17 protein-coding genes are annotated in these 22,897 nt (G+C 70.8%); 11 read left to right on the top strand and 6 right to left on the bottom strand.

Going from position 1 to position 22,897, the window contains the following annotated elements:
* The 5 genes from ACJ73U_RS19650 to ACJ73U_RS19670 form a co-directional block, all read left to right on the top strand.
* A partial coding sequence (locus tag ACJ73U_RS19650) for a hypothetical protein (protein WP_407779110.1) occupies positions 1-1,018 on the top strand: 1,018 nt, incomplete at its 5' end.
* 331 nt (positions 1,019-1,349) lie between these two features.
* Complete coding sequence (locus ACJ73U_RS19655) at positions 1,350-2,459, top strand: ABC transporter ATP-binding protein (protein WP_407779111.1); 1,110 nt, start codon at positions 1,350-1,352, stop codon at positions 2,457-2,459.
* Positions 2,456-3,124: an ABC transporter permease gene (locus ACJ73U_RS19660; RefSeq protein WP_407779112.1), complete on the top strand. Its 669-nt coding sequence runs from the start codon at positions 2,456-2,458 to the stop codon at positions 3,122-3,124. Before ACJ73U_RS19655 ends, ACJ73U_RS19660 begins: the two co-directional genes overlap by 4 nt.
* The gene (locus ACJ73U_RS19665) at positions 3,121-3,858 is read left to right on the top strand and encodes an ABC transporter permease (protein ID WP_407779113.1); all 738 of its coding nucleotides are present in this window, start codon (positions 3,121-3,123) and stop codon (positions 3,856-3,858) included. The genes ACJ73U_RS19660 and ACJ73U_RS19665 overlap by 4 nt, the downstream gene beginning before the upstream one ends.
* Before the next feature lie 11 nt (positions 3,859-3,869).
* A complete protein-coding gene (locus ACJ73U_RS19670; RefSeq protein ID WP_407779114.1) occupies positions 3,870-4,790 on the top strand; it encodes a glycine betaine ABC transporter substrate-binding protein in 921 nt (306 codons plus the stop codon).
* An 81-nt stretch (positions 4,791-4,871) separates the two neighbouring features.
* On the opposite strand, the gene ACJ73U_RS19675 is transcribed toward ACJ73U_RS19670, so the two are convergent.
* Entirely contained in the window at positions 4,872-5,456 is a 585-nt protein-coding gene (locus ACJ73U_RS19675) for a tetratricopeptide repeat protein (protein ID WP_407779115.1), read from the bottom strand.
* A gap of 54 nt (positions 5,457-5,510) precedes the next feature.
* Complete coding sequence (locus ACJ73U_RS19680) at positions 5,511-6,281, bottom strand: IclR family transcriptional regulator (protein ID WP_407779116.1); 771 nt, start codon at positions 6,279-6,281, stop codon at positions 5,511-5,513.
* A 73-nt stretch (positions 6,282-6,354) separates the two neighbouring features.
* Here ACJ73U_RS19680 and hutH point away from each other — a divergent pair, with 73 nt between their 5' ends.
* The 5 genes from hutH to hutI all read left to right on the top strand — a co-directional run bounded on the left by hutH (position 6,355) and on the right by hutI (position 13,459).
* Positions 6,355-7,851 carry a histidine ammonia-lyase gene (hutH, locus tag ACJ73U_RS19685; protein ID WP_407779117.1) on the top strand — a complete coding sequence of 499 codons (1,497 nt, stop codon included), beginning with the start codon at positions 6,355-6,357 and terminating at the stop codon, positions 7,849-7,851.
* A complete protein-coding gene (gene hutU, locus ACJ73U_RS19690) occupies positions 7,848-9,500 on the top strand; it encodes a urocanate hydratase (protein WP_407779118.1) in 1,653 nt (550 codons plus the stop codon). The genes hutH and hutU overlap by 4 nt, the downstream gene beginning before the upstream one ends.
* Before the next feature lie 283 nt (positions 9,501-9,783).
* Positions 9,784-10,986, top strand: a complete 1,203-nt coding sequence (locus ACJ73U_RS19695) for an allantoate amidohydrolase (RefSeq protein WP_407779119.1) — start codon at positions 9,784-9,786, stop codon at positions 10,984-10,986.
* Positions 10,983-12,299, top strand: coding sequence for a formimidoylglutamate deiminase (locus tag ACJ73U_RS19700; protein WP_407779120.1), 1,317 nt, complete (start codon positions 10,983-10,985; stop codon positions 12,297-12,299). The genes ACJ73U_RS19695 and ACJ73U_RS19700 overlap by 4 nt, the downstream gene beginning before the upstream one ends.
* Positions 12,296-13,459: an imidazolonepropionase gene (gene hutI, locus ACJ73U_RS19705; RefSeq protein WP_407779121.1), complete on the top strand. Its 1,164-nt coding sequence runs from the start codon at positions 12,296-12,298 to the stop codon at positions 13,457-13,459. Before ACJ73U_RS19700 ends, hutI begins: the two co-directional genes overlap by 4 nt.
* Here hutI and ACJ73U_RS19710 read toward each other — a convergent pair.
* Positions 13,424-13,594 (bottom strand): hypothetical protein, encoded by a 171-nt coding sequence (locus ACJ73U_RS19710; RefSeq protein ID WP_407779122.1) that lies wholly within the window; start codon positions 13,592-13,594, stop codon positions 13,424-13,426. The two genes, hutI and ACJ73U_RS19710, sit on opposite strands and share 36 nt — an antisense overlap.
* A gap of 35 nt (positions 13,595-13,629) precedes the next feature.
* Here ACJ73U_RS19710 and ACJ73U_RS19715 point away from each other — a divergent pair, with 35 nt between their 5' ends.
* Positions 13,630-14,622 carry an aldo/keto reductase gene (locus ACJ73U_RS19715; RefSeq protein ID WP_407779123.1) on the top strand — a complete coding sequence of 331 codons (993 nt, stop codon included), beginning with the start codon at positions 13,630-13,632 and terminating at the stop codon, positions 14,620-14,622.
* Positions 14,623-14,656: 34 nt separating this feature from the next.
* On the opposite strand, the gene ACJ73U_RS19720 is transcribed toward ACJ73U_RS19715, so the two are convergent.
* The 3 genes from ACJ73U_RS19720 to ACJ73U_RS19730 all read right to left on the bottom strand — a co-directional run bounded on the left by ACJ73U_RS19720 (position 14,657) and on the right by ACJ73U_RS19730 (position 22,765).
* Positions 14,657-14,833 carry a DUF6104 family protein gene (locus ACJ73U_RS19720; RefSeq protein WP_407779124.1) on the bottom strand — a complete coding sequence of 59 codons (177 nt, stop codon included), beginning with the start codon at positions 14,831-14,833 and terminating at the stop codon, positions 14,657-14,659.
* Positions 14,834-14,836: 3 nt separating this feature from the next.
* Entirely contained in the window at positions 14,837-18,640 is a 3,804-nt protein-coding gene (locus ACJ73U_RS19725) for a multifunctional oxoglutarate decarboxylase/oxoglutarate dehydrogenase thiamine pyrophosphate-binding subunit/dihydrolipoyllysine-residue succinyltransferase subunit (RefSeq protein ID WP_407779125.1), read from the bottom strand.
* A gap of 342 nt (positions 18,641-18,982) precedes the next feature.
* Positions 18,983-22,765, bottom strand: coding sequence for an ABC transporter ATP-binding protein (locus tag ACJ73U_RS19730; RefSeq protein WP_407779126.1), 3,783 nt, complete (start codon positions 22,763-22,765; stop codon positions 18,983-18,985).
* Positions 22,766-22,897: the final 132 nt, after the last annotated feature.

A 22,897-nucleotide genomic window follows, 5' to 3' on the forward strand; every position in this document is an offset into this window, starting at 1 on the left:
ATTGGTTTGCTCGGTCGATGATTCCGACGGGACCAGGCTCGCGGCGGCGATCCAGGAGTCGTACTCCGTCCGCGACGGTGCCTTTCGCATCTATCTCCCCGGCCTCGACCCGGCCTTGAGCGAGGAATGGCGGCATCGCTATACGATCCTGCCGCGGTACATCAGGAACGTACATGCTGCGGGCAAGCTCATCAGCCGTGCCGTGGTGGTACGGGCCGGTACGCGCCGGCCGCCGGACAGCTACGAGTGGGCATTGAGACTGCTTGAGACCGGCGCGGCGGAGAAACGTGACACGGATGAGCTGCTCGACCTCGCACTCACGGAAAACTCCGACCTCAGCGATCGCATCGCTACCGCTGACCAGTCCTACCTCGCGCTCCTCGACGAGAATCAGTCGCTCGAGGCGAACAACAACTGGCTTCGACACGAGTTGAGCGAAACACGAACGCAGCTAGCCAGGTTGCGGAAGGCGCACCCCGGAGAGTCCGTGGTCACGACGGACGGTCCGCCCGCCGACGTCGTGCTACCCAGCGAGGCAGCGGATGTGGCGCGCCAGTATCTCAACGACTACCTGGACTTCCCGGAGAGCGCGTCCGTCGATCTCCAGGACATCGACACCTGTGTCGAAGCTCGCTCCTGGGGTAGCGCCTCGTGGCGAGCCTTCCGTGCGCTGCATGCCTATGCCAAGGATCTCGCGGAGGGCGAGAACGCGGGAACGTTCTGGACGTGGTGCAAGGACTCGAAGCATTCACTCGCGTGGTCAGCCAACCCGAAGAAACTCGCGATGGTTGAGAGCGAAACTCTCAAGGGCAATGACCGGCTACGGGAGAAGCGCGTCTTCCCCGTTGACACAAGCGTCGACCCTTCCGGGGAAATCTTCATGGAAGCGCACATCAAGATCGCAGAGGGCGGCGGGTCATTGGCCCCGCGCATCTACTTCCACTATTCTGCCCAGACCAGAAAGGTGCACATCGGCTACTTCGGGCCACATCGAAACGTGCCTAACTCCATCGCCTGACGAGCTTCGAACGCGGGTGGCAGCCGGTTGGCGGGTGAGGGGCGAGTGGCGCATCGCCCTAGGCGAGGCGCCAGCGTGTCGCTTACAGTACTGTGGTCGTGACACCCAGTGCGAACCGTCGGAGTGATTTTCGGGAGGTCAGGGGGCGGAAGCGCACTTCGGACCACGTGTCGGATGACGATCTGATCACGTTGGGCCGAACGGCGTAGTACGGTTACCCCGGCCGCGGGCGCCAGATGCTGGGATGCCCTGCCGCTGTCGGTGGTTCAGGCTAGGGTCTATCGGACCTGCGGCCGGCAAGAGGCCGTCTCGATCTGAGGAGACTCGGGGAATGATCGAGTTCAAGGCCGTGACCAAGAAGTATCCGGACGGAACGGTTGCGGTCGACTCCCTCGACCTCGTTGTGGACGCCGGCCGGATCACCGTGTTCGTCGGGCCGTCCGGCTGTGGCAAGACAACCTCGCTGCGGATGATCAACCGGATGATCGACCCGACCGGTGGCACGATTCTCTTGGACGGCAAGGACATTCGCGAGTCCGACCCGCCGCTGTTGCGGCGCGGCATCGGTTACGTCATCCAGCAGGCAGGGCTTTTCCCGCACCGCACGGTTCTCGACAACGTCGCCACCGTGCCGCTGCTCACCGGCGCCAGCCGGCGCGCCGCGCGGGCCAGGGCACGCGAGCTGTTGGAGCTCGTCGGCCTGCCCGCGGAGTTGGGCAAGCGTTACCCGGTCCAGCTCTCCGGCGGCCAGCAGCAGCGCGTCGGCGTGGCCCGCGCGCTCGCCGCCGACCCGCCCGTCCTGCTGATGGACGAGCCGTTCAGCGCCGTCGATCCCGTGGTGCGCGACGACCTCCAGCAACAGCTGCTCCACCTGCAGTCCGATCTGGACAAGACGATCGTGTTCGTCACGCACGACATCGACGAGGCCATCAAGCTCGGCGACAAGGTCGCGGTCTTCCGGGTCGGCGGCCGGCTCGCCCAGTACGCCACGCCGTCGGAGCTGCTGGCCAAGCCCGCCGACGACTTCGTCTCGTCCTTCGTCGGCCGCGACCGCGGCTACCGCGCGCTCGGCTTCCTCGCGGCGGACGGCGTGCCCGTCGGCCCGGTCGCGACCGCCCGGGTGGGCGCGCGGGCCGCCGACGCGGAGACCACGGACGGTTGGGTGATCGTGGTCGACGACGAGAACCGGCCACTCGGCTGGCTTTCCACCGACCTGCTGTCCACGTTGGACAGGATCAACGTCGACGACCTGGTCTCCGGCGGCTCGCTGTACAGAGTGGACGACGGGTCGCTGCGCAGCGCGCTCGACTCGGCGCTCAGCTCGCCGGCCGGTCTCGGCATCGCGGTCGACGGGAACGGCGCGGTCGCGGGCGGCGTCAGGGCCGACACCGTGCTCGACGCCCTCGCGCGGGCGCGGAAGACCGGTGAGGTGCCCGCGTGAACGTCGACTGGCCGTGGCCGTGGCTCCCGCGCAACGTCGACAAGATCGCCGAGGCGACCGGTGACCACCTGTACCTCGCGCTGCTCCCGGTCCTCTTCGGATTGGTCGTCTCGATCCCGCTCGGCTGGGCCGCGAGCCGCTGGCCCGCGGTGCGGCTCGTGCTCGTGCCGCTGGCCGGCGTGCTGTACACGATCCCGTCGCTGGCGCTGATCACCCTGGTCCCGCTGCTGATCGGCACGAAGATCATCGACCCGCTGAACGTCCAGGTCCCGCTCGCGATCAACAAGATCGCGCTGCTGGTCCGCTCCGACACCGACGCGCTGCTCGCCGTGCCCGGCGAGGTCACGGCCGCGGCCACCGCCGTCGGTTTCCGCCCCACCAAACGGTTCCTGTCGGTCGAGCTGCCGCTCGCGATCCCGGTGATCGTCGCCGGGCTGCGGGTCGCGGCCGTGTCGGCCATGAGTCTGACAGCGGTCGGCGCGCTGATCGGCATCGGCGGCCTGGGCGGGTTGATCACCGAGGGCTTCCGGCGCAACAACGCGGTGGAGATGGTCATCTCGATCGCGTTGATCGTGGTCATCGCGCTGATCATCGACGCGTTCCTGCTGGCGGCGGGCAAGCTGATCACGCCGTGGACCCGAGCGCGACAGGGGGCGACCCGATGAACTCGGCGCTGCACTGGCTGTTCGACCCCGCCCACTGGAGCGGGCCGACCGGCATCCCCACACGCATCCTGGAACACCTCGGCTACACGGCGCTGACCGTGGTCGTCGCGGCCGCGATCGCGGTCCCGCTCGGCGCGATCATCGGCCACACCGGCCGCGGCACGTTCCTGATCGCCGGCCTGTCCAACGGTCTGCGCGCACTGCCGGAGCTCGGCCTGCTGACGCTGCTGGTGCTGCTGACCTACGTCGGCCTCCTGCCGGTGGTGGTCTCGCTGGTGATCCTCGCCCTGCCGCCGATCCTGGCCGGCACGTACGCGGGCGTGCGCAACGTGGACCGCGCGGTGGTCGACGCCGCGCAGGGCATGGGCATGCGTGGTTCGACGGTGCTGTGGAAGGTGGAGCTGCCGAACGCGCTCCCGTTGATCCTCGGCGGCATCCGTTCGGCCACGCTGCAGGTGATCGCGACCGCGACGATCGCGGCGTACGTGGCCCTCGGCGGCCTCGGCCGGTTCGTGATCGACGGCAACAACGCCGGCGCCGGATCCCCGGACGGCTACCCGCAGATGGCGGCGGGCGCGATCGTCATCGCCGTGCTGGCGCTGGTGGTCGAGGGCGTGCTGGAGGTGGTGCAACGCGTCGCGGTGTCCCCGGGGCTCCGCAACACCGCTACCCGCAGGCGCACGGCCCGGATCTGGCGCAAGCCGACGCCGGAACTCGTTGGAAAGTCCACATGAGGAGATTGAGAATGAAACGCAGTATCGCCGGTGTGGCGATGGCCCTGGCGGCGACGCTGGCCGTTTCCGCGTGCGGCGGCTCCGATGACCCGCTGGCCGAGAACACGTCGTCGGCCGCCGGTTCGGGGGGCTCGACCAGCATCACCATCGGGTCGGCCAACTTCCCGGAGAGTCAGCTGCTCGCCGAGATCTACGCGCAGGTGCTCGAGGGCAAGGGCGTCGGCGTGACCAGGAAGTTCGACCTGGGCAGCCGCGAGAAGTACATGGACGGCCTGAAGGACGGCTCCATCGACCTGATCCCCGAGTACACGGGCACGCTGCTGCAGTTCCTGAACAAGCAGGCCAAGGAGACCGCGCCGGACGAGGTGTACACGGCGTTGCAGAGCACGCTGCCGAACAACCTCACGGTGCTGGACAAGGCCGAGGCGGAGGACAAGGACGCGATCGTCGTCACCAAGGAGACGGCGGACAAGTGGAAGCTCAAGTCCATTGAGGACCTCGTGCCGCACTGCGGTGAGGTGACGTTCGGCGGACCGCCGGAGATCCAGCAGCGCCCGGACGGCATCCCGGGCTTCAAGGCGACCTACGGCTGCACGTTCAAGTCCTTCAGCGCACTGGAACCGGGTGCGATCACGACGAAGGCGTTGCTGGACGGCACGGTCCAGGCCGCGGACATCTTCACCACGGACTCGGCCATCGAGGCCAACCACCTGGTCGTGCTTGACGACCCGAAGAGCAACTTCGCGGCCCAGAACGTCGTCCCCCTGATCAACAAGGACAAGGTGAACGACACGGTCAAGGACGCGCTGAACGCCGTGTCGGCCAAGCTGGACACGAAGACCCTGCAGGAGCTGAACGCCGCGCTGAACGCCCCGGACAAGCCGGAGTACTCGGACGTGGCGAAGGACTGGCTGTCCAAGGCCGGTCTCTGAGTTTCGTTCCTCGGTGGCCGCGCCCGGTTTCCCGCCGGGCGCGGCCACTTTTTCGCACTCGGGTCCGCGACGAACGCTTCGCTACCTGCCTCCGCGGGCGGCCGAGTGGTCCGCGCTGGTGGCGGCGTTCGGCCCGCTGGCCGGCGGCCCCGCCGTGCCGAGGCGCCCGCCTTGCGCCGCCAGCCGGTCGAGGGCGGTGAGCACGCGGTCCCGGTCGCGGTAACCGTTGTCCATCGCGCGGCGGTACCACTTCCCCGCCTCGGCGGGGTCGCCGTGCGTCGCACACGCCGTGGCCAGCTGGAAGGCGGCGTCCGGGTCGTCGTGCTCGGCCGCGCCGACCAGCCACCGGCTCGCCTCGTCGGTGCGGCCGGCCGCCCCGTACATCCCGGCGAGCAGCAGCATGGCCTTGCCGGAACCGGCCTTCGCGGCCTGGCGGAGCAGCGCCTCGGCCTCGGCCACGCGGTTCTGCCGCAGGCGCAGCGCGCCGAGCAGGTGCACGGCGTCGAGGCTGCCGAGCCCGGCCGCGCGCTGCCACCACGGTTCGGCCCGGTCGAACTCGTCCGCGTCGAGGTGGTGCCCGGCGAGCGTCATCATGGCGGTCACGTCGCCGGCCCGGGCGGCGTCGGCCACCCTCGCGTGCTCGTCCGCCGTCAACCGACCTGCCACCTCGCGCATCCTCCGCGCTGGGCCGGCGACCGCGGGGAGCGTGGCAGCAACCTGTCAGCCGCGAGTACCGCCGATCCGCGCGGCGAGCTCGGCCGCCGCGCGACGGGTCTCCTCGGCCAGCTCCGGCCACGTCGCACCGCACTCCGGCGCGCACTCGTGCCGGAACGTGGTGGAGATGGCCGCGATCGGGTGCCCACCGTGGTCCAGCACCGGCGCGGCCACCGACGCGAAACCCGGTGTCACGTAGCCGTCCTCGACCGCCCAGCCGCGGCGGCGGGACTCGGTGAGCAGGCGCCGCAGGGCCGGGAGGTCCCGCGGGCCGCGACCCGTCCGGTCCACGAACGCCGACCGGTCCGGGAAGAGGGCGCGGACCTGCGCCGCCGGCAGCCCACCCAGCATCGCGCGGCCCGAGGCGGGCAGGTGGGCCGGCAGCCGCACACCCATGTCCGTGACCACGGTCGCGTGCCGCACCGGCTGCTCACGCACGAGGTACAGGGTCTCCCGGCCGTGCAGCACGCCCAGCTGTGCCACGTGGTTCGTCCGGGTGATCAACGCCTGCAACACCGGGCGTGCCAGCCGCTCCAGCGGATCGTGCCGCAGGTACGCCGAGCCCAGCTCGAACGCCGCCAGCCCCAGGCCGTACCGGCGCTCCTCCGGCAGGTGCGTCACGAACCCGGCCTCCGCCAGCTCGGCCAGCAGGTGGTAGGTGGTCGACCGCGGCAGAGCCAGCTCGCGTGCCACGTACGCCGCGGTCACCGGACCCGCGCGGCCGGCGAGCAGGCGCAGCACCGCCAGACCTCGGCGAAGCGCGGGTATGTCGGTCATCTGTCTGGAATACCAGACTGTCTCGCCGGTTGTCGGGTCGTGCCGCCGGCCCGGGCGCGCTGAGATGTAGGTCATGGTCGTGATCGATGGCGGGCCGCTGTCCCGCGAGCAGGTTGTCGCGGTGGTGCGGGGCGGCGCGCCGGTCGAGGTCAGCGCCGACGCGCTCGCCGAGGTCGCCAAGACCCGGGACCACGTCGAGCGGCTCGCCGAGGCCGCGACCCCCACCTACGGGGTGTCGACCGGGTTCGGCGCCCTCGCCACCAGGCACATCCCGCTCGACCGGCGGGGCGCGCTCCAGCGGTCACTCATCCGCTCGCACGCCGCGGGGGCCGGGCGGCCCGTCGAGGTCGAGGTCGTGCGCGGCCTCATGCTGCTGCGGCTGCGGACCCTCGCGACCGGGCGCACCGGCATCCGACCCGAGACCGTGGATGCGCTTACACACCTGCTCAACGCGGGTATCACGCCGATCGTCCACGAGTACGGGTCACTCGGGTGCTCGGGGGACCTCGCGCCGCTCTCGGCCGTCGCCCTCGCGCTCATGGGAGAGGGGGAGGTCGAGGTAGACGGCAAGCGCATACCTGCCCGCGACGCCCTCTACGAGGCCGGCATCGCCCCGCTCGAACTGGCCGAGAAGGAGGGGCTGGCACTCATCAACGGCACCGACGGCATGCTCGGCATGCTGGTGCTCGCCCTGCACGACCTGCACCGGCTGCTCGACGTCGCCGACCTCACCGCGGCCATGAGCGTCGAGGCCCTGCTCGGCACCGACCGGGTGTTCGCCGCCGACCTGCAGGCCCTGCGGCCACACCCCGGGCAGGCGGTGTCGGCGGCACGCATGACCCGGTTGTTGGACGGCTCGGCGATCATGGCGTCCCACCGCGGGCCGGACTGCAACCGGGTGCAGGACGCGTACTCGCTGCGCTGCGCTCCCCAGGTGCACAGCGCGGCCCGCGACACGGTGGCCTACGTGGAAACGGTCGCGGACCGAGAACTGGCTGCCGCCATCGACAACCCCGTGGTGCTGCCGGACGGGCGCGTCGAGTCGAACGGCAACTTCCACGGCGCGCCCGTCGCGTACACGCTGGACTTCCTCGCGATCCCGGTCGCCGACGTGGCGAGCATGGCGGAGCGGCGCACCGACCGGATGCTCGACGCGACGCGCAGCCACGGCCTGCCGCCGTTCCTCGCCGCCGACCCCGGCGTCGACTCGGGGCACATGATCGCCCAGTACACCCAGGCGGCGATCGTCTCGGAGCTGAAGCGGCTCGCGGTGCCGGCGTCCGTCGACTCGATCCCCAGCTCGGCCATGCAGGAGGACCACGTGTCCATGGGCTGGTCCGCGGCGCGCAAGCTGCGCACGGCGGTCGACGGGCTCACCACCGTGCTGGCCGTCGAGCTGCTGACCGCCGCCCGCGCTCTCGACCTCCGTGCCCCGCTCACCCCCGCACCCGCCACGGCGCAGGCCGTCGCCGCGCTGCGCCGCACCGTCCCCGGGCCCGGCCCGGACCGCCATCTGGCTCCGGAGATAGCCGCCGCCGAGGCCCTGATCCGATCGGGAGAACTGCCATGACCGCTGGACCCCGTCCTGTCCGCGCCGCGCGTGGGACCACGTTGACCGCCCGCAGTTGGCAGACCGAGGCCGCGCTGCGGATGTTCCACAACAACCTCGATCCGGAGGTCGCCGAGCGGCCCGACGACCTCGTCGTCTACGGCGGCACCGGCAGGGCGGCCCGGAGCTGGGCGAGCTTCGACGCGATCACCCGCGAGCTGACCGCGCTCCGCGAGGACGAGACGCTGCTCGTGCAGTCCGGCAAGCCCGTCGGCGTCATGCGCACGCACGAGTGGGCGCCCCGCGTGCTGATCGCCAACTCCAACCTCGTCGGCGACTGGGCCACCTGGCCGGAGTTCCGCCGCCTGGAGTCGTTGGGGCTGACCATGTACGGCCAGATGACCGCCGGGTCGTGGATCTACATCGGCACCCAGGGCATCCTGCAGGGCACCTACGAGACGTTCGCCGCGGTGGCGCGCAAGCGTTTCGGCGGGTCGCTGCGCGGCACCCTCACGCTGACCGCCGGGCTCGGCGGCATGGGGGGCGCGCAACCCCTTGCCATCACGATGAACGAGGGCGTCGCGCTGTGCGTCGAGGTCGACCCGGCCCGCGCGCACCGGCGCGTCGAGACCCGTTACCTCGACGAGGTCGCGTCCTCTTTGGACGATGCCGTCGCGCGGGTCTCGGCCGCCAAGAAGGAAGGCCGTGCGCTGTCCGTCGCCGTGATCGGGAACGCGGCCGAGGTCGTGCCGGAGCTGCTGCGTCGCGGCGTCGAGATCGACGTGGTCACCGACCAGACGTCCGCGCACGACCCCTTGGCCTACCTGCCGAAGGGTATCGACCTCGACGACTGGCCGGACTACGCGGCGAAGAAGCCGGACGAGTTCACCGACCGCGCCCGCGACTCGATGGCCGACCACGTCGACGCCATGGTCGGGTTCATGGACGCCGGCGCCGAGGTGTTCGACTACGGCAACTCGATCCGCGGCGAGGCCAAGCTCGGCGGCTGCGACCGCGCGTTCGACTTCCCGGGCTTCGTGCCGGCCTACATCCGGCCGATGTTCTGCGAGGGCATGGGGCCGTTCCGGTGGGCCGCCCTGTCCGGCGACCCGGCCGACATCGCCGCGACCGACCGGGCGATCCTGGAGTTGTTCCCGGAGAAGGAGTCCCTGGCCCGGTGGATCCGGATGGCCGCCGAACGCGTTGCCTTCCAAGGACTTCCGGCCCGCATCTGCTGGCTCGGCTACGGCGAGCGACACCTCGCCGGCCTGCGCTTCAACGAGATGGTCGCGAGCGGCGAGCTATCCGCACCGGTCGTGATCGGCCGCGACCACCTTGACTGCGGCTCGGTGGCCTCGCCATACCGGGAAACCGAGGCCATGGCCGACGGCTCCGACGCGATCGCCGACTGGCCGCTGCTGAACGCGCTGGTCAACACCGCGTCCGGAGCCAGCTGGGTGTCGATCCACCACGGCGGCGGCGTCGGCATCGGCCGCTCGATCCACGCCGGCCAGGTCACCGTGGCCGACGGCACCCCGCTCGCCGGTGAGAAGATCGCCCGCGTGCTGACCAACGACCCCGGCATGGGCGTGATCCGCCACGTGGACGCCGGCTACGACGACGCCCGCGCGGTCGCCGCCTCCCGCGGCGTCACGGTGCCGATGCCATGACCAGCGCGTCTCCGACTGCTCTGACTGCTCTGACTGCTCTGACTGCTCTGACTGCTCCGACTGCTCCGACTGCTCCGACTGCGACAAGATCAACTGCGGCCTCCGGCCCCCCGAACTCCAGCCTAGCGACGACCACCGACAGCCCCATCGCCGCGAACGCTGAGTGGCAACGAGTTCACCCGGTGAGTTCGAGCGAAAGTCCCATTGGTGGGCCTGGGGGTCCCCCGGTTTCAACGCTACCGGAGGGCACCGACAGTTTTGGTGCCGCGAACGCAGGTGGGCGATGAGCACCGCCGTCGAGTTGTTGGCTGCCATTGAGGGTGTTGGGCGCGATGCCAAGCGTGGGGGGTACTCCCGGCACGGGTTTGATCGGGTTGAGTTGGAGTTGCGGGAGTGGTTCGTCGGTGAGGCGGGGCGGCGGGGGTTGGCCGTTGAGGGGGATCGCAACGGGAATTTGTGGGCCTGGTGGGGTGAGCCGGGGGTCGGGGCCGTGGTGACCGGGAGTCATCTCGACTCCGTGCCTGGGGGTGGCGCGTTTGACGGGCCGCTTGGGGTGGTGTCGGCGTTGTCCGCTGTGGACATGTTGCGGGAGCGTGGGTTCGCGCCGGCCAAGCCGCTTGCCCTGGTCGTGTTCGCTGAGGAGGAGGGTGGGCGGTTCGGTGTGCCGTGTCTCGGGTCTCGACTGTTGTCCGGTGCCGTCGATCCCGAGGTCGCGCGTGGGCTGCGGGATCCGGACGGGGTGACGTTGGCCGAGGCCGTCGCCGGGGCGGGGTTCGATCCCGCGCGGCTCGGGCGGGACGACGACGCGCTCGCGGCCATCGGCACGTTCGTCGAGTTGCACGTCGAGCAGGGGCGTGGGTTGATCGACCTCGGTGCGCCCGTGGCCGTCGCCAGTTCGATCCTCGCGCACGGGCGTTGGCGGTTCCGGTTCACCGGTGAGGGGAACCACGCCGGTGCCACGCTGCTCGGCGACCGGCACGACCCGATGGTGCCGGCCGCGGAGATGGTGCTGGCGACGCGGATCGCGGCATCCGAGGTGGACGACGCGCGGGCCACGGTCGGTCGGCTGGTGCCGAACCCCGGTGGTACCAACGTGATTCCGTCCTCCGTGGACGTCTGGTTGGACGCCCGCGGGCCCGACGACGCCAGCACGCGCCGGGTGCTCGGCAGGATCCAGGAGCTGGCGAACGACGCGGTCGAGCGGGAGGGGTGCGCGCTGACCGTCACCGAGGAGTCGTACGGCGACACCGTGCACTTCGACGCCGGCCTGCGGGACCGGATCGCGGCCGCGCTCGGCGGCATACCGACGCTGCCGACGGGCGCGGGGCACGACGCCGGTGTGCTCGCCGCGCAGGTGCCTACCGCGATGTTGTTCGTGCGCAACCCGACCGGCGTCTCGCACGCGCCGGAGGAGTACGCCGAACCCGAGGACTGCGAGTCCGGCGTGACCGCGCTCGCGGCCGTGTTGGGGCAGCTGGCGGGATGACCACCTACTGGTGCGAGTACGCGTGGCAGCCGGCCCAGCTCGTGCGCGGCGCGGTCGTCGAGGTCGACGACGGCGGTCGGATCGCGTCCGTCTCCACGACGTCCGACGGGCCGCCCGCTGGCGCGCACGTGCTGCGGGGGCTGGTGTTCCCCGGGTTCGCCAACGTGCACTCGCACGCCTTCCACCGCGCGCTGCGGGGTCGCACGCACCACGGCGGCGGCACCTTCTGGACCTGGCGGCACGCCATGTACCAGCTGGCCTCGCGGCTCGACCCGGACAGCTACCTCCGGCTGGCGACCGCCGTGTACGCGGAGATGGCCGTTGCCGGGTTCACGGTGGTGGGAGAGTTCCACTACCTGCACCACCCGCCCGGCGGCGGCCGGTACGCGGAGCCGAACGCGATGGGGGAAGCGGTGCGGGAGGCCGCTCTCGCCGCCGGCATCCGGCTGACCCTGCTCGACACCTGCTATCTCACCGGTGGCATCGACACACCGCTTTCCCCGGAGCAGCAACGATTTTCCGACGGCAGCGTCGAGGCATGGGCCGAGCGGGCCCAGCCCCGGCACGACCGGCCGTTCACCCGGGTCGGCGCGGCCATCCACTCGGTCCGCGCGGTGCCGGCACCGGCCATCGCCGAGATCGCGTCCATAGTGGAGGGACGGCCGCTGCACGTCCACGTGTCCGAGCAGCCGGCGGAGAACGAGGCGTGCCTGGCCGCGTACGGGCGCACGCCGGTGCGGCTGCTGGCCGACTCCGGCGCACTGGGCCCCCACACGACCGCCGTGCACGCCACCCACCTCTCCTCGACAGATGTAGCGGCGCTGGGAACCTCGAAGACCGCCGCGTGTTTCTGTCCGACCACCGAGGCGGACCTGGCCGACGGCATCGGGCCGGCACGTGAGCTGCTGGACGCCGGTGCGCCGCTGTCGCTGGGTACCGACCAGCACGCCGTGGTCGATCCGCTGGTGGAGGCGCGGGCCCTGGAGCACGGCGAGCGGCTGCGGACCGGGCAGCGGGGCCGCCTGTCGCCGGACGAGCTGGTGGCAGCGCTCACCTCGGCGGGTAACGCGGCGCTGGGCTGGCCTGATGCGGGACGCATCGAGCAAGGCGCGCCGGCGGACCTGGTGGCCGTGCGGCTGGACAGCGTGCGGACCGCCGGCTGCCACCCCACCCAGGTGCTGTACGGGGCGACCGCCGCCGACGTGCACACGGTGGTCGCCAACGGCCGGGTCATCGCGGCCGAGGGGCACCACGAACTGCTCGGTGACGTGGGCGAACTGCTGCGTGAGGCGATCGAGGAGCTGTGGACGTGAGCGTGCTCATCACCGGGATCGGCGAGCTGACCACCAATGACGGCCCGGTGCTGACCGACGCCGCGCTGGTGCTCGACGGGGACCGGGTGGCGTGGGTGGGACCGGCGGCACAGGCACCCGCCGCGGACACCGCTACGGATATAGAGGGTCGGGCCGTGCTACCGGGCTGGGTCGACAGCCACACGCACCTCGTGTTCGCCGGTGACCGGACGGGGGAGTTCGCCGCGCGGATGGCCGGCGAGCCCTACACCGCCGGCGGCATCGCGGTCACCGTGGCGGCCACCCGGGCCGCGTCCGACGACGACCTGACCGCGGTGTTGCGCCGACACGTGGCCGAGGCCGTCGCGCAGGGCACGACATGCCTGGAGACGAAGACCGGCTACGGCCTGACGGTGGCCGACGAGCTGCGGTCGGCGAAGCTGGCCGCGGCGCACGCCGACGAGGTCACCTTCCTCGGCGCGCACCTCGTCCCGGCGGATATGTCCACAGTGGACTATGTCGATCTGGTGCGCGGCGAGATGCTCGACGCCGTGGCACCGCACGTCCGCTGGGCCGACGTTTTCTGCGAGACGGGCGCCTTCGACGAGGACCAGTCCCGGGCCGTGCTGACCGCCGCCAAGGCGCGGGGGCTCGGCCTGCGCGTGCACGGGAACCAGCTCGGCCACGGTCCCGGCGTGCGGCTCGCGGTCGAACTGGGTGCCGCGAGCGTCGACCACTGCACGTACCTCAGCGAGTCCGATGTGGACGCTCTGGCGCAGTCGGACACCGTGGCGACCCTGCTGCCCGCGTGCGACCTGTCCACCCGGCAACCGCTGCCGAACGCGCGCCAGCTGCTGGACAGTGGCGCCACCGTCGCGCTGGCCACCAACTGCAACCCCGGCTCCTCCTACACGTCGTCGATGGCCTACTGCGTGGCGACGGCCGTGCTGCAGATGCGGATGTCGGTCGAGGAGGCCGTCCGCGCGGCCACGTGGGGCGGGGCCCGGGCGCTGCGGCGGGACGACGTGGGTGTGCTGGGGGTCGGCGCGCGGGCGGACGTGCACGTGCTGGACGCGCCGTCGGTCACGCACCTCGCCTACCGACCCGGGGTGCCGCTGACGTACGCCGTGTGGCGCAAGGGTGTGCTACAGCGCCAGCCACACGACCAGCGCGACCGCTAGCACGCCGATGACCAGCGCGATCCAGACCAGGCGGCGGTACTTCACGTCCTCGCCGGTCGCGTCGAGGATGTCGCGTTTGTCGTCCGCGTGGGGGTTCGCGTCGAGCGGGATCCACTCGGGCTCGTCGTCCGGCATGGGCCCATTCTCGCCTGCCGGCGTACGTTGGTGCCATGGAGTACACCCAGCTCGGCCGCTCCGGCCTGTCCGTGTCCCGGCTGGTGCTCGGCACCATGAACTTCGGCCCGGAGACGTCCGAAGAGGACAGTCACGCGATCATGGACCACGCCCACGAGCACGGCATCAACTTCTTCGACACCGCCAACGTCTACGGCTGGCAGCAGGGCGAGGGGGTCACCGAGCAGATCATCGGCCGGTGGTTCGCCCGCGGCGGCGGACGCCGGGAGAAGACCGTGCTGGCCACCAAGCTGTACGGCAAGATGGGTGAGTGGCCGAACGAGAACCGCCTGTCCGCGCTGAACATCCGCCGCGCGGCGGACGCGTCGCTGCGCCGGCTGCAGACGGACTACATCGACCTCTACCAGATGCACCACGTCGACCGGAACACGCCGTGGGACGAGATCTGGGAGGGCTTCTCCGTGCTGCGCCTGCAGGGGAAGGTGCTGTACTTCGGCTCGTCGAACTTCGCCGGCTGGCACCTCGCGCAGGCGCAGGAAGCGGCCCGTAGCAGGCATTTCCTCGGCCTGGTGAGTGAGCAGTCGCTGTACAACCTGGCGTCCCGGTGGGTGGAGCTGGAGGTACTGCCGGCAGCACGGCACTACGGCATCGGCCTGATCCCGTGGTCGCCGCTGTACGGCGGCCTGCTCGGCGGTGTACTGCGCAAGCAGCGGGAGGGTGCCACCGTGCGCTCCAACAGCGGCCGGGCCGCGCAGGTCCTGGAGGCGGGCCGCGACCGCATCGAGGCGTACGAGAAGCTGGCGGTCGACCTCGGGGCCGACCCGGCCAACGTCGCACTCGCGTGGCTGCTGCACCAGGAGGGTGTGACGGGCCCGATCATCGGCCCTCGCACGATCGAGCACCTGGACGGCGCCCTGACCGCGGTGGACCTGAAGCTGGAGAGCGAGGCCCTCGCACGCCTGGACGAGCTGTTCCCGCCGCCGGGACCGAACGGCGCGAAGCCCGCCCCGGAGGCGTACGCCTGGTAATACCGTGGCGGCCCCGGATTCGGGGCCGCCACAGTCACTCGTCGTCCTCGTCGTCTCTGGCCAGGTAAGTGGCCAGGCGTTCGACGGCGGTTTCGAACTCGGGGTTGGCGTCGACGAAGTCACGCATCTTGGCGGCCAGCCAGGACAGCGTGACCTCCTCGTCGCCTCTGCGTTCCTGCAGCTCTTCGAGGCCTCGGTCGGTGAAGTACATGCCTCAGCTGAACGCCTTCTCGATGATCTCGCGCTGCTCGACCTCGTGGACCTTGCCCGAGCCGGCCGACGGGGCGGCCATCACGCGGCGGGACACGCGGACCAGCTTCGGCAGGTCCGGGTACAGCTCGCGCAGGTGCAGCCCGTAGAACGGCCACGCGCCCTGGTTGGCCGGCTCCTCCTGCACCCAGCGGACCTCCTCCACGTTCGGGTACTTCTGGAGGATCGCGCCCAGGCGCTTGACCGGGACCGGGTACAGCTGTTCGACGCGGACGATCGCCGCGTCGTCGACGCCACCGCGGTGCTCGCGTTCGGCCGCCAGCTCGTAGTACAGCTTGCCGGACACCAGCAGCAGCTTGGTGACCTTCGACGGGTCGGGGTGGGTCGGGTCGTCGATGATCGGGCTGAACCGCGCCTCGTCGGTGAAGTCCTCCACCGAGCTGACCGCAGCCTTGTTGCGCAGCATGGACTTCGGGGTGAAGACCACGAGCGGACGCGCCACGCCGTCGAGCGCGTGGCGGCGCAGCAGGTGGAAGTAGTTCGCCGGCGTGGACGGGACCGCCACCGTCATCGAACCTTCCGCGCACAGCTGCAGCCAGCGCTCGATGCGGCCCGACGTGTGGTCCGGGCCTTGGCCCTCGTGGCCGTGCGGCAGCAGCACCACGACGTCGCTGCGCTGGCCCCACTTGGCCTCCGACGAGGAGATGTACTCGTCGATGACCGACTGGGCGCCGTTCACGAAGTCGCCGAACTGGGCCTCCCACAGGACCAGCGCGTCCGGGTTGGCCACCGAGTAGCCGTACTCGAAGCCGAGCGCCGCGTACTCCGACAACGCCGAGTCGTAGGCCAGGAACCGGCCCTGGTCCTCGCTCAGGTTCTGCAGCGGGACGTACTCCTTGCCCGTCTTGCGGTCCACGATCACCGCGTGCCGCTGGACGAACGTGCCGCGTCGCGAGTCCTGGCCGGCCAGGCGGACCATGTGGCCCTCCAGGTTCAGCGAGCCGAAGGCCAGCAGCTCCGCGAACGCCCAGTCGATGTGGCCCTCGCGCGCCATCTTCGCCCGACGCTCCAGGACCGGCTTGACCCTCGGGTGCGGGGAGAAGCCCTCCGGCAGGTTGACGTGCGCGTCGGCGATCCGCTCCAGCACCTCGTGGGAGATGTTCGTCGACAGTTTCGCCGGGACCTGCTGCTCGGACTCCACCGACGGGCTCGCCGTGACCGGGTGCTTCTCCAGCTCGCGCACCTCGTTGAAGACGTGCTCCAGCTGGCTCGAGAAGTCCCGCAGCGCCTTCTCCGCCTCGTCGACCGAGATGTCGCCGCGGCCGATGAGCGCCTCGGTGTAGGTCTTCCGGACGCTGCGCTTCGTGTCGATGATGTCGTACATCGCCGGCTGCGTCATCGAGGGGTCGTCGCCCTCGTTGTGGCCGCGGCGGCGGTAGCAGACCATGTCGATCACGACGTCCTTGTTGAACGCCTGGCGGTAGTCCATGGCCAGCTGCGCCACCCAGTAGCACGCCTCCGGGTCGTCGCCGTTCACGTGGAACACCGGCGCCTGGATCATCTTCGCCCCGTCGGTCGCGTACTGCGACGAGCGCGAGTGCTCCGGCGCCGTGGTGAAGCCGACCTGGTTGTTGATGATCACGTGCACGGTGCCGCCGGTGCGGTAACCACGCAGCAGGGCCAGGTTCAGCGTCTCCGCGACCACGCCCTGGCCGGCGAACGCCGCGTCGCCGTGCAGCGCGACCGGCAGGACCGTGAAGCCGCCGTGGCCCTTGTCCAGCAGGTCCTGCTTGGCGCGGACGATGCCCTCGAGCACCGGGTCGACGGTCTCCAGGTGCGACGGGTTGGCGGTCAGCGTCACCTTGGTCTCGCCGTCGCCGAACATGCGGAAGTACTTGCCCTCCGCGCCCAGGTGGTACTTCACGTCGCCGGAGCCGTGGGCCTGGCCCGGGTCGAGGTTGCCCTCGAACTCCTGGAAGATCTGGGAGATCGGCTTGCCCACGATGTTGGCCAGCACGTTCAGCCGGCCGCGGTGCGGCATGCCGATGACGACCTCGTCCAGCTCGTACTCGGCGGCCTTGTCGAGGATCGTGTCCAGCAGCGCGATCACCGACTCGCCGCCCTCGAGCGAGAACCGCTTCTGGCCGACGTACTTCGTCTGCAGGAACGTTTCAAACGCCTCGGCCGCGTTCAGCTTCGACAGGATGTACTTCTGCACGGCCTGCGGCGGCTTCGCGTGCGGGACCTCCACGCGCTGCTGGATCCAGCGGCGCTCGGACGGGTCGAGGATGTAGGTGTACTCGACGCCGACCGTGCGGCAGTAGCTGTCGCGCAGCACGCCCAGGACGTCACGCAGCTTCATCCGCTCCTTGCCGGCGAAGCCGCCGACCGGGAACTCGCGGTCCAGGTCCCACAGGGTGAGGCCGTGGGACAGGATGTCGAGGTCCTCGTGCTTGCGCTGGCGGTAGTTCAGCGGGTCCACGTCGGACATCAGGTGGCCGCGGGTGCGGTAGGTGTCGACGAGACCGATGACGCGGGTCGTCTTGTCGATCGCGCCCTCTGGGATGTCCTCCACCCAGCGGACCGGCTCGTACGGCAGGCGCAGCGACGTGAAGATGTCGTCGTAGAAGTTGTCCTCGCCCAACAGGAGCTGGTGCACGCGGCGCAGGAACTCACCCGACTCCGCACCCTGGATGATGCGGTGGTCGTAGGTGGACGTCAGCGTGATGATCTTGCTGACGGCCAGCTCGGTGAGGGTCTTCTCGTTGGTGCCCTGGTACTGCGCGGGGTACTCCATGGCGCCGACGCCGATGATCGCGCCCTGGCCCTTGGTCAGGCGCGGCATCGAGTGGTTGGTGCCGATGGTGCCCGGGTTGGTGAGGGAGATCGTGGTACCGGCGAAGTCGTCCGCGGTCAGCGCGCCCGCGCGGGCCTTGCGGATGATGTCCTCGTAGGCCTGCCAGAACCGCGCGAAGTTCATGCTCTCGCAGTTCTTGATGGACGCGACGACCAGCGTGCGGCCACCGTCCTTGGCCGGCAGGTCGATGGCCAGGCCGAGGTTGACGTGCTCCGGCGTGACGATGTTCGGCTTGCCGTTGACCTCGGCGTAGTGCCGGTTCATGTTCGGGTAGTCACCCAGCGCCCGGAGCAGGGCGTACCCGATCAGGTGAGTGAAGGAGACCTTGCCACCGCGCGTGCGCTTCAGGTGGTTGTTGATCACGATGCGGTTGTCGAACAGCAGCTTCGCCGGCACGGCCCGCACGCTCGTCGCGGTCGGGATGGTCAGCGAGATGTCCATGTTCTTCGCGATCAGGGCGGCGGCGCCACGCAGTGGCTTGACCTCCTCGCCGTCCTGCTTCGCGTCCGCCCTGGCCGCGGCCGGCTTCGTGTCGCTCCTGGCCGCGGCCGGCCTGGCCGGGGCGGACTTCGCGGGCGCGGGCTTCTGCTCCGGCCTCGCGTCGGTCTTCGCGGCCGGCCTGGCGGCGGGCTGCGGCGCGGGTTTGGGTGCGGGCTTCGGCTCGGCCTTGTGCGGGGTCGTCGCCGTCCTGGCCTGGCCGTTGGTCTCGCCGGACGTGGCCGGCGTTGTCGGCTTGGTGGACTTGGCAACGGTCGCGGTCTTCGCGGCACCGGAGTCGCTCTTCGTTTCGCCCGCGGCCTTGTTCGCCACGCGCTGTGTCGGCTTGTAGTCGGCGAAGAAGTCATGCCACGCTGAGTCCACTGACGACGGGTCAGCGAGGAACTGCTCGTACATCTCCTCTACGAGCCACTCATTGGGGCCGAACTGCGACGCAGGGCTGCTGCTGGACACGGCAGGCACTCGCCTCTATCTATCTCGATCTGTTAGTGATACGGACTTCGCACCCTCAGGCTAGTCCCCTACGGGAGTCGCGTGGTGCCGACTCGGAAGAAGGACCGCAGGTCACGTAGGTGATCGAATGCGCCCCCGGGTGCCGCTGACGGTGATACTCGCATTGTCTCCCAGCGGTTCAGCATTCGGTCCAACCACAAGTGTAGGCGCCTGCTTCGCCCGCTTTGTCCTGGCCAACTGTGGTGAATACCTCACGGTATGGTCCGCCACATGGGATGAGCGGTACGGCGCTGTTGGCCCCGTCCCACCAGGCGCGACGACCTTGATCGGTGGACGGTCGGTTCACAGCGCTGAGTGGTCGGGCACCTCTGCCGAGTACTCGGCGGTGCCGTGCCGCCACAGCCGTGCGTAGCGGCCGCCCGCGGACAGCAGCTCCTCGTGTGTGCCCTCCTCCACTAATCGGCCCCCGTCCAGGACCACGATGCGGTCGGCCCTGGCCGCCGTCGCCAGGCGGTGGGCCACCACGAACGTGGTCCTCGGCGCGGCCAGGTGCTCGCTCGCCGCCAGGACCACCGACTCCGTCGCCGGGTCCAGCGCCGCCGTCGCCTCGTCCAGGAGCAGGACGTCCGGCTGCACCAGCTCGGCCCGCGCCAGCGCGATCAACTGCCGCTGACCCGCGGAGAGGCCCTGCCCGCGCTCGCCCACCTGCTGCCGGAAGCCCGCGGGGAGATCGGCCACCATCGGTAACGCACCCACCTTGCGGACCGCGGACTCGATGGCCGCGCGGTCGCCGTTCGTGCCGACCGTGTCCAGGTCCGAGGCGGCGCCGTAGCCGACGTTGCTGGCCACGTCACCGCTGAACAGGTGCGCCTCCTGCGGAACCACGCCGAGCCGCTTGCGGAACTCCGACGGGTCGTAGTCGCGGAGGTTCACGCCGTCGACCAGGACCTGGCCCGCCGTCGGGTCGTAGAACCTCGCCACCAGCTTCACGACCGTGGACTTGCCCGCGCCGGTGGCGCCGACGAGCGCCACCGTCTCACCCGGTGCCACCCGCAGGTTCAGGTCCGCGACCGCGGGGCGGTCCGCGCCCGGGTAGGTGAACGTGACGTTCCGCAGCTCCACCGCGCCCGCCAGCTTCGCCGGCACCGGGACCGGCTCCACCGGCGGCTCCACCGAGCTGGGCGTGCGCAGCAGGTCGGCTATCCGGTGCAGGCCCACCCGTGCCTGCTGGTAGCCGTCGAACACGCTGGACAGCTGCTGCACCGGGGCGAAGAACAGGTTCAGGTACAGCATGAACGCCAGCAGCACGCCGATCGGCAGGTCGCCGGCCGCGACCCCGCGCGCGCCGACGGCCAGCACGGCCGCCTGCGCGACCCCGGCCAGCAGCGCGACGAACGGGAAGTACGTCGCCACGTAGCGCTGCGCCCGCAACCGGGTGCGCCGGTAGGTGTCGCTGCGTGCCGCGAACTCCTTCGCCGAGTGCTCCTCCCGCGTGAAGGCCTGCGCGACGCGCAGCCCGGACACGTTCTCCTGCATGTCCGCGTTCACGGCGCTGACCTGCTCCCGGGCCTGCGAGTACGCCGACGTGGCGAGGCGCTGGAAGATCACCGTCGCCACGATCAGAAACGGCAGCACGGCCAGCGCCACCAGCGCGAGCCCGGCGTCGGTGACCACCAGTGCGGTCGTGATCGCCACGACCGTCAGCACGCTCGCGAGCGCGCTCGTCAGCCCGGTCTGCAGGAACGTCGACAGCGCGTCCACATCCGTGGTCATCCTGGTCATGATCCGCCCGGCCATCTCGCGCTCGAAGTAGTCGAGCCCGAGCCGCTGGAGGTGGGCGTAGCTCCGCACCCGCAGCAGGTAGAGCAGCCGCTCGCCGACCCGCGCGGTGAGGATGGTGTTCACCGCGTTGTCGGCGAAGCTCAGGCACACCAGCACCGCCGCTATCGCGGTCACCACCCACAGCGCGGTGGTGTCGTGGGTGACCACGCCGTTGTCGACGCCCTGCTGGACCAGCATCGGCAGCGCCATGGTCAGCACCGCGTCGACGATCACCAGCCCGGCCACGACCGCCAGCATGAGCCGCACCGGCCTCAGCAGACCGCGCAGCCGGAAGTTCGGGTCGGGCGCCGTCGGGTCCTCGCCACGCAGCACCGGCTCCTCGCTGGCCGGCGGGAGGGCGGCGACCGAGGCCAGCAGCTCCGGCGTCGGTGGCGCGCCGTTCAGGGCACCGGCCATCCGGCCACCCGCGGCGCCGCCACGCCGGGCCCCGCCGATCGAGACCTCGGGGGTACGGGTGGTGCCCACCTCGTCGTCGATCTCGGCGGGCCACAGTTCCGGCGTCCAGCCCTCGGGGCCGGGCTCCAGGACGTCCCGCCGCCGGGTCTCATCCTCGATGGCCTCGCCGGGACCGGCCAGCAGCGACCGGTACAGCTCGCACCGCGCGGTCAGCTCGTCGTGGGTGCCGATGTCGACGACCTTGCCGCGGTCGAGCACCGCGATCCGGTCGGCCAGCGACAGCGTCGACCTGCGGTGCGCGATCAGCAGCGTGGTCCGGTCCCGCGTGACGGCCCGCAGCGTGTCGTGGATGGCGGCCTCGGTGGCCGTGTCCACCGCGGAGGTGGCGTCGTCCAGCACCAGCACGCGCGGGTCCGACAGCAACGCTCGTGCGAGCGCCACCCGCTGCCGCTGCCCGCCCGACAGCGTCAGCCCGCGCTCGCCGACCACCGTGTCGTAGCCGTGGGGCAGCTCGGAGATGAACCCGTCGGCCTGCGCGGCCCGCGCCGCCGTCCTGATCTCCTCGTCGGTGGCGTCCGGCCGGCCGTAGGCGATGTTGGCGCGCACGCTGTCCGAGAAGAGGAACGCCTCCTCGAAGACCACGCCGACCGTGCCGCGCAGCGACGCCAGCCGCAGCTTCCGGATGTCCACGCCGGCCACGCAGATCGCGCCTTCGTGCACGTCGTAGAAGCGGGGTAGGAGCAGCGACACCGTCGACTTGCCGGAGCCGGCGGTGCCCACCAGCGCCAGCGTCTCGCCCGGCCGCACCTCGAACGAGATGCCGTCCAGCACCGGGTCGCTGCGGGTGTACCCGAAGCGGACGTCGTCCAGCCGCACTCCGGCCGGGCCCGCCGGCACGTCCACCGCGTCCGGCGCGTCGACGACCGTCGGGTGGGAGTCGATCAGCTCGTACACGCGCTCGACGCCGGCACGCGCCAGCTGCACGTTGACCATCAGGCTCGACAGCAGCCGGGTCGGGCCGACCAGGTTGGCCACGTAGCTCGCGAACGCCAGGAACGTGCCGAGCGTGACCTGGCCGTTCATGGCCATGAACCCGCCGACCGCCAGGACCGCGACCTGGCCGGCCGCTGGCATGGCCACGAGCGTGGCCGCCGGCCGGGAGGTGAGTCGCGCCGTGCGCATCCGCTCGGCGAACAGGGTGCGGGCGGCCCGGTCGAGCCGGTTGATCTCGCGGAACTCCTGGCCGAAGCCCTTGACCACGCGGACGCCGGTGATCGTCTCCTCGACGTGCTGGGCGAGGTCGGCCGCCCGTTGCTGCGCCGACCAGGACGCGGGGAACAGCACGCGGCGGCTGCGTACCGCGACGACCGCCACGACCGGCATGACGACCAGCGCGATCAGCGTGAGCGCCGGGGAGAGCCACAGCATGGCGCCGAACGCGACCAGCGCGAACACGACCGTGCCGATCGACAGCGGCACCATCATGAGCAGGCCCTGCACGATCTGCAGGTCGGTGATCGAGCGCGAGACCACCTGGCCGGTGCGCAGCGCGTCCTGCTTCGCCCCGTCGAGCCGCTGGACCGCGCCGAAGACCTGCTGGCGCAGGTCGTGCTGCACGTCGAGCGCGAGCCGACCGCCGAGGTAACGCCGCACGAACGCGGTCACGAACGTGGACAGCTCCATCAGGATCAACACGGCGACCAGCCAGGCGAGCCGGGCGGTCGTGCCGGCGACAGCATCGTCGACGACGAGCTTCACCAGCACCGGACCCGCGGCCTGGAAGCCGACGCCGATCACCGAGGCGGCGAGGGACAGCACGACCTGCCGGCGGTGCCGCCAGCAGGCGGCACTCAGCCGGCGGATCCAACCGGGAGAGGTGTTTGGCACGGCTTCCACATTAGGCGCGCCGACCGACAGGGCTGGTTGTTCGAAGAGGTGGGACGTGCACAAACCCTCCGTTCGCGGGCGACGGGGCTTCCGTTCGCGTGTTCGGGGCGTCCGTTCGCGGGGGGTCGGGGG

This window comes from Actinophytocola sp. (genome assembly GCF_045807065.1).
GTDB lineage: Bacteria > Actinomycetota > Actinomycetes > Mycobacteriales > Pseudonocardiaceae > Actinophytocola.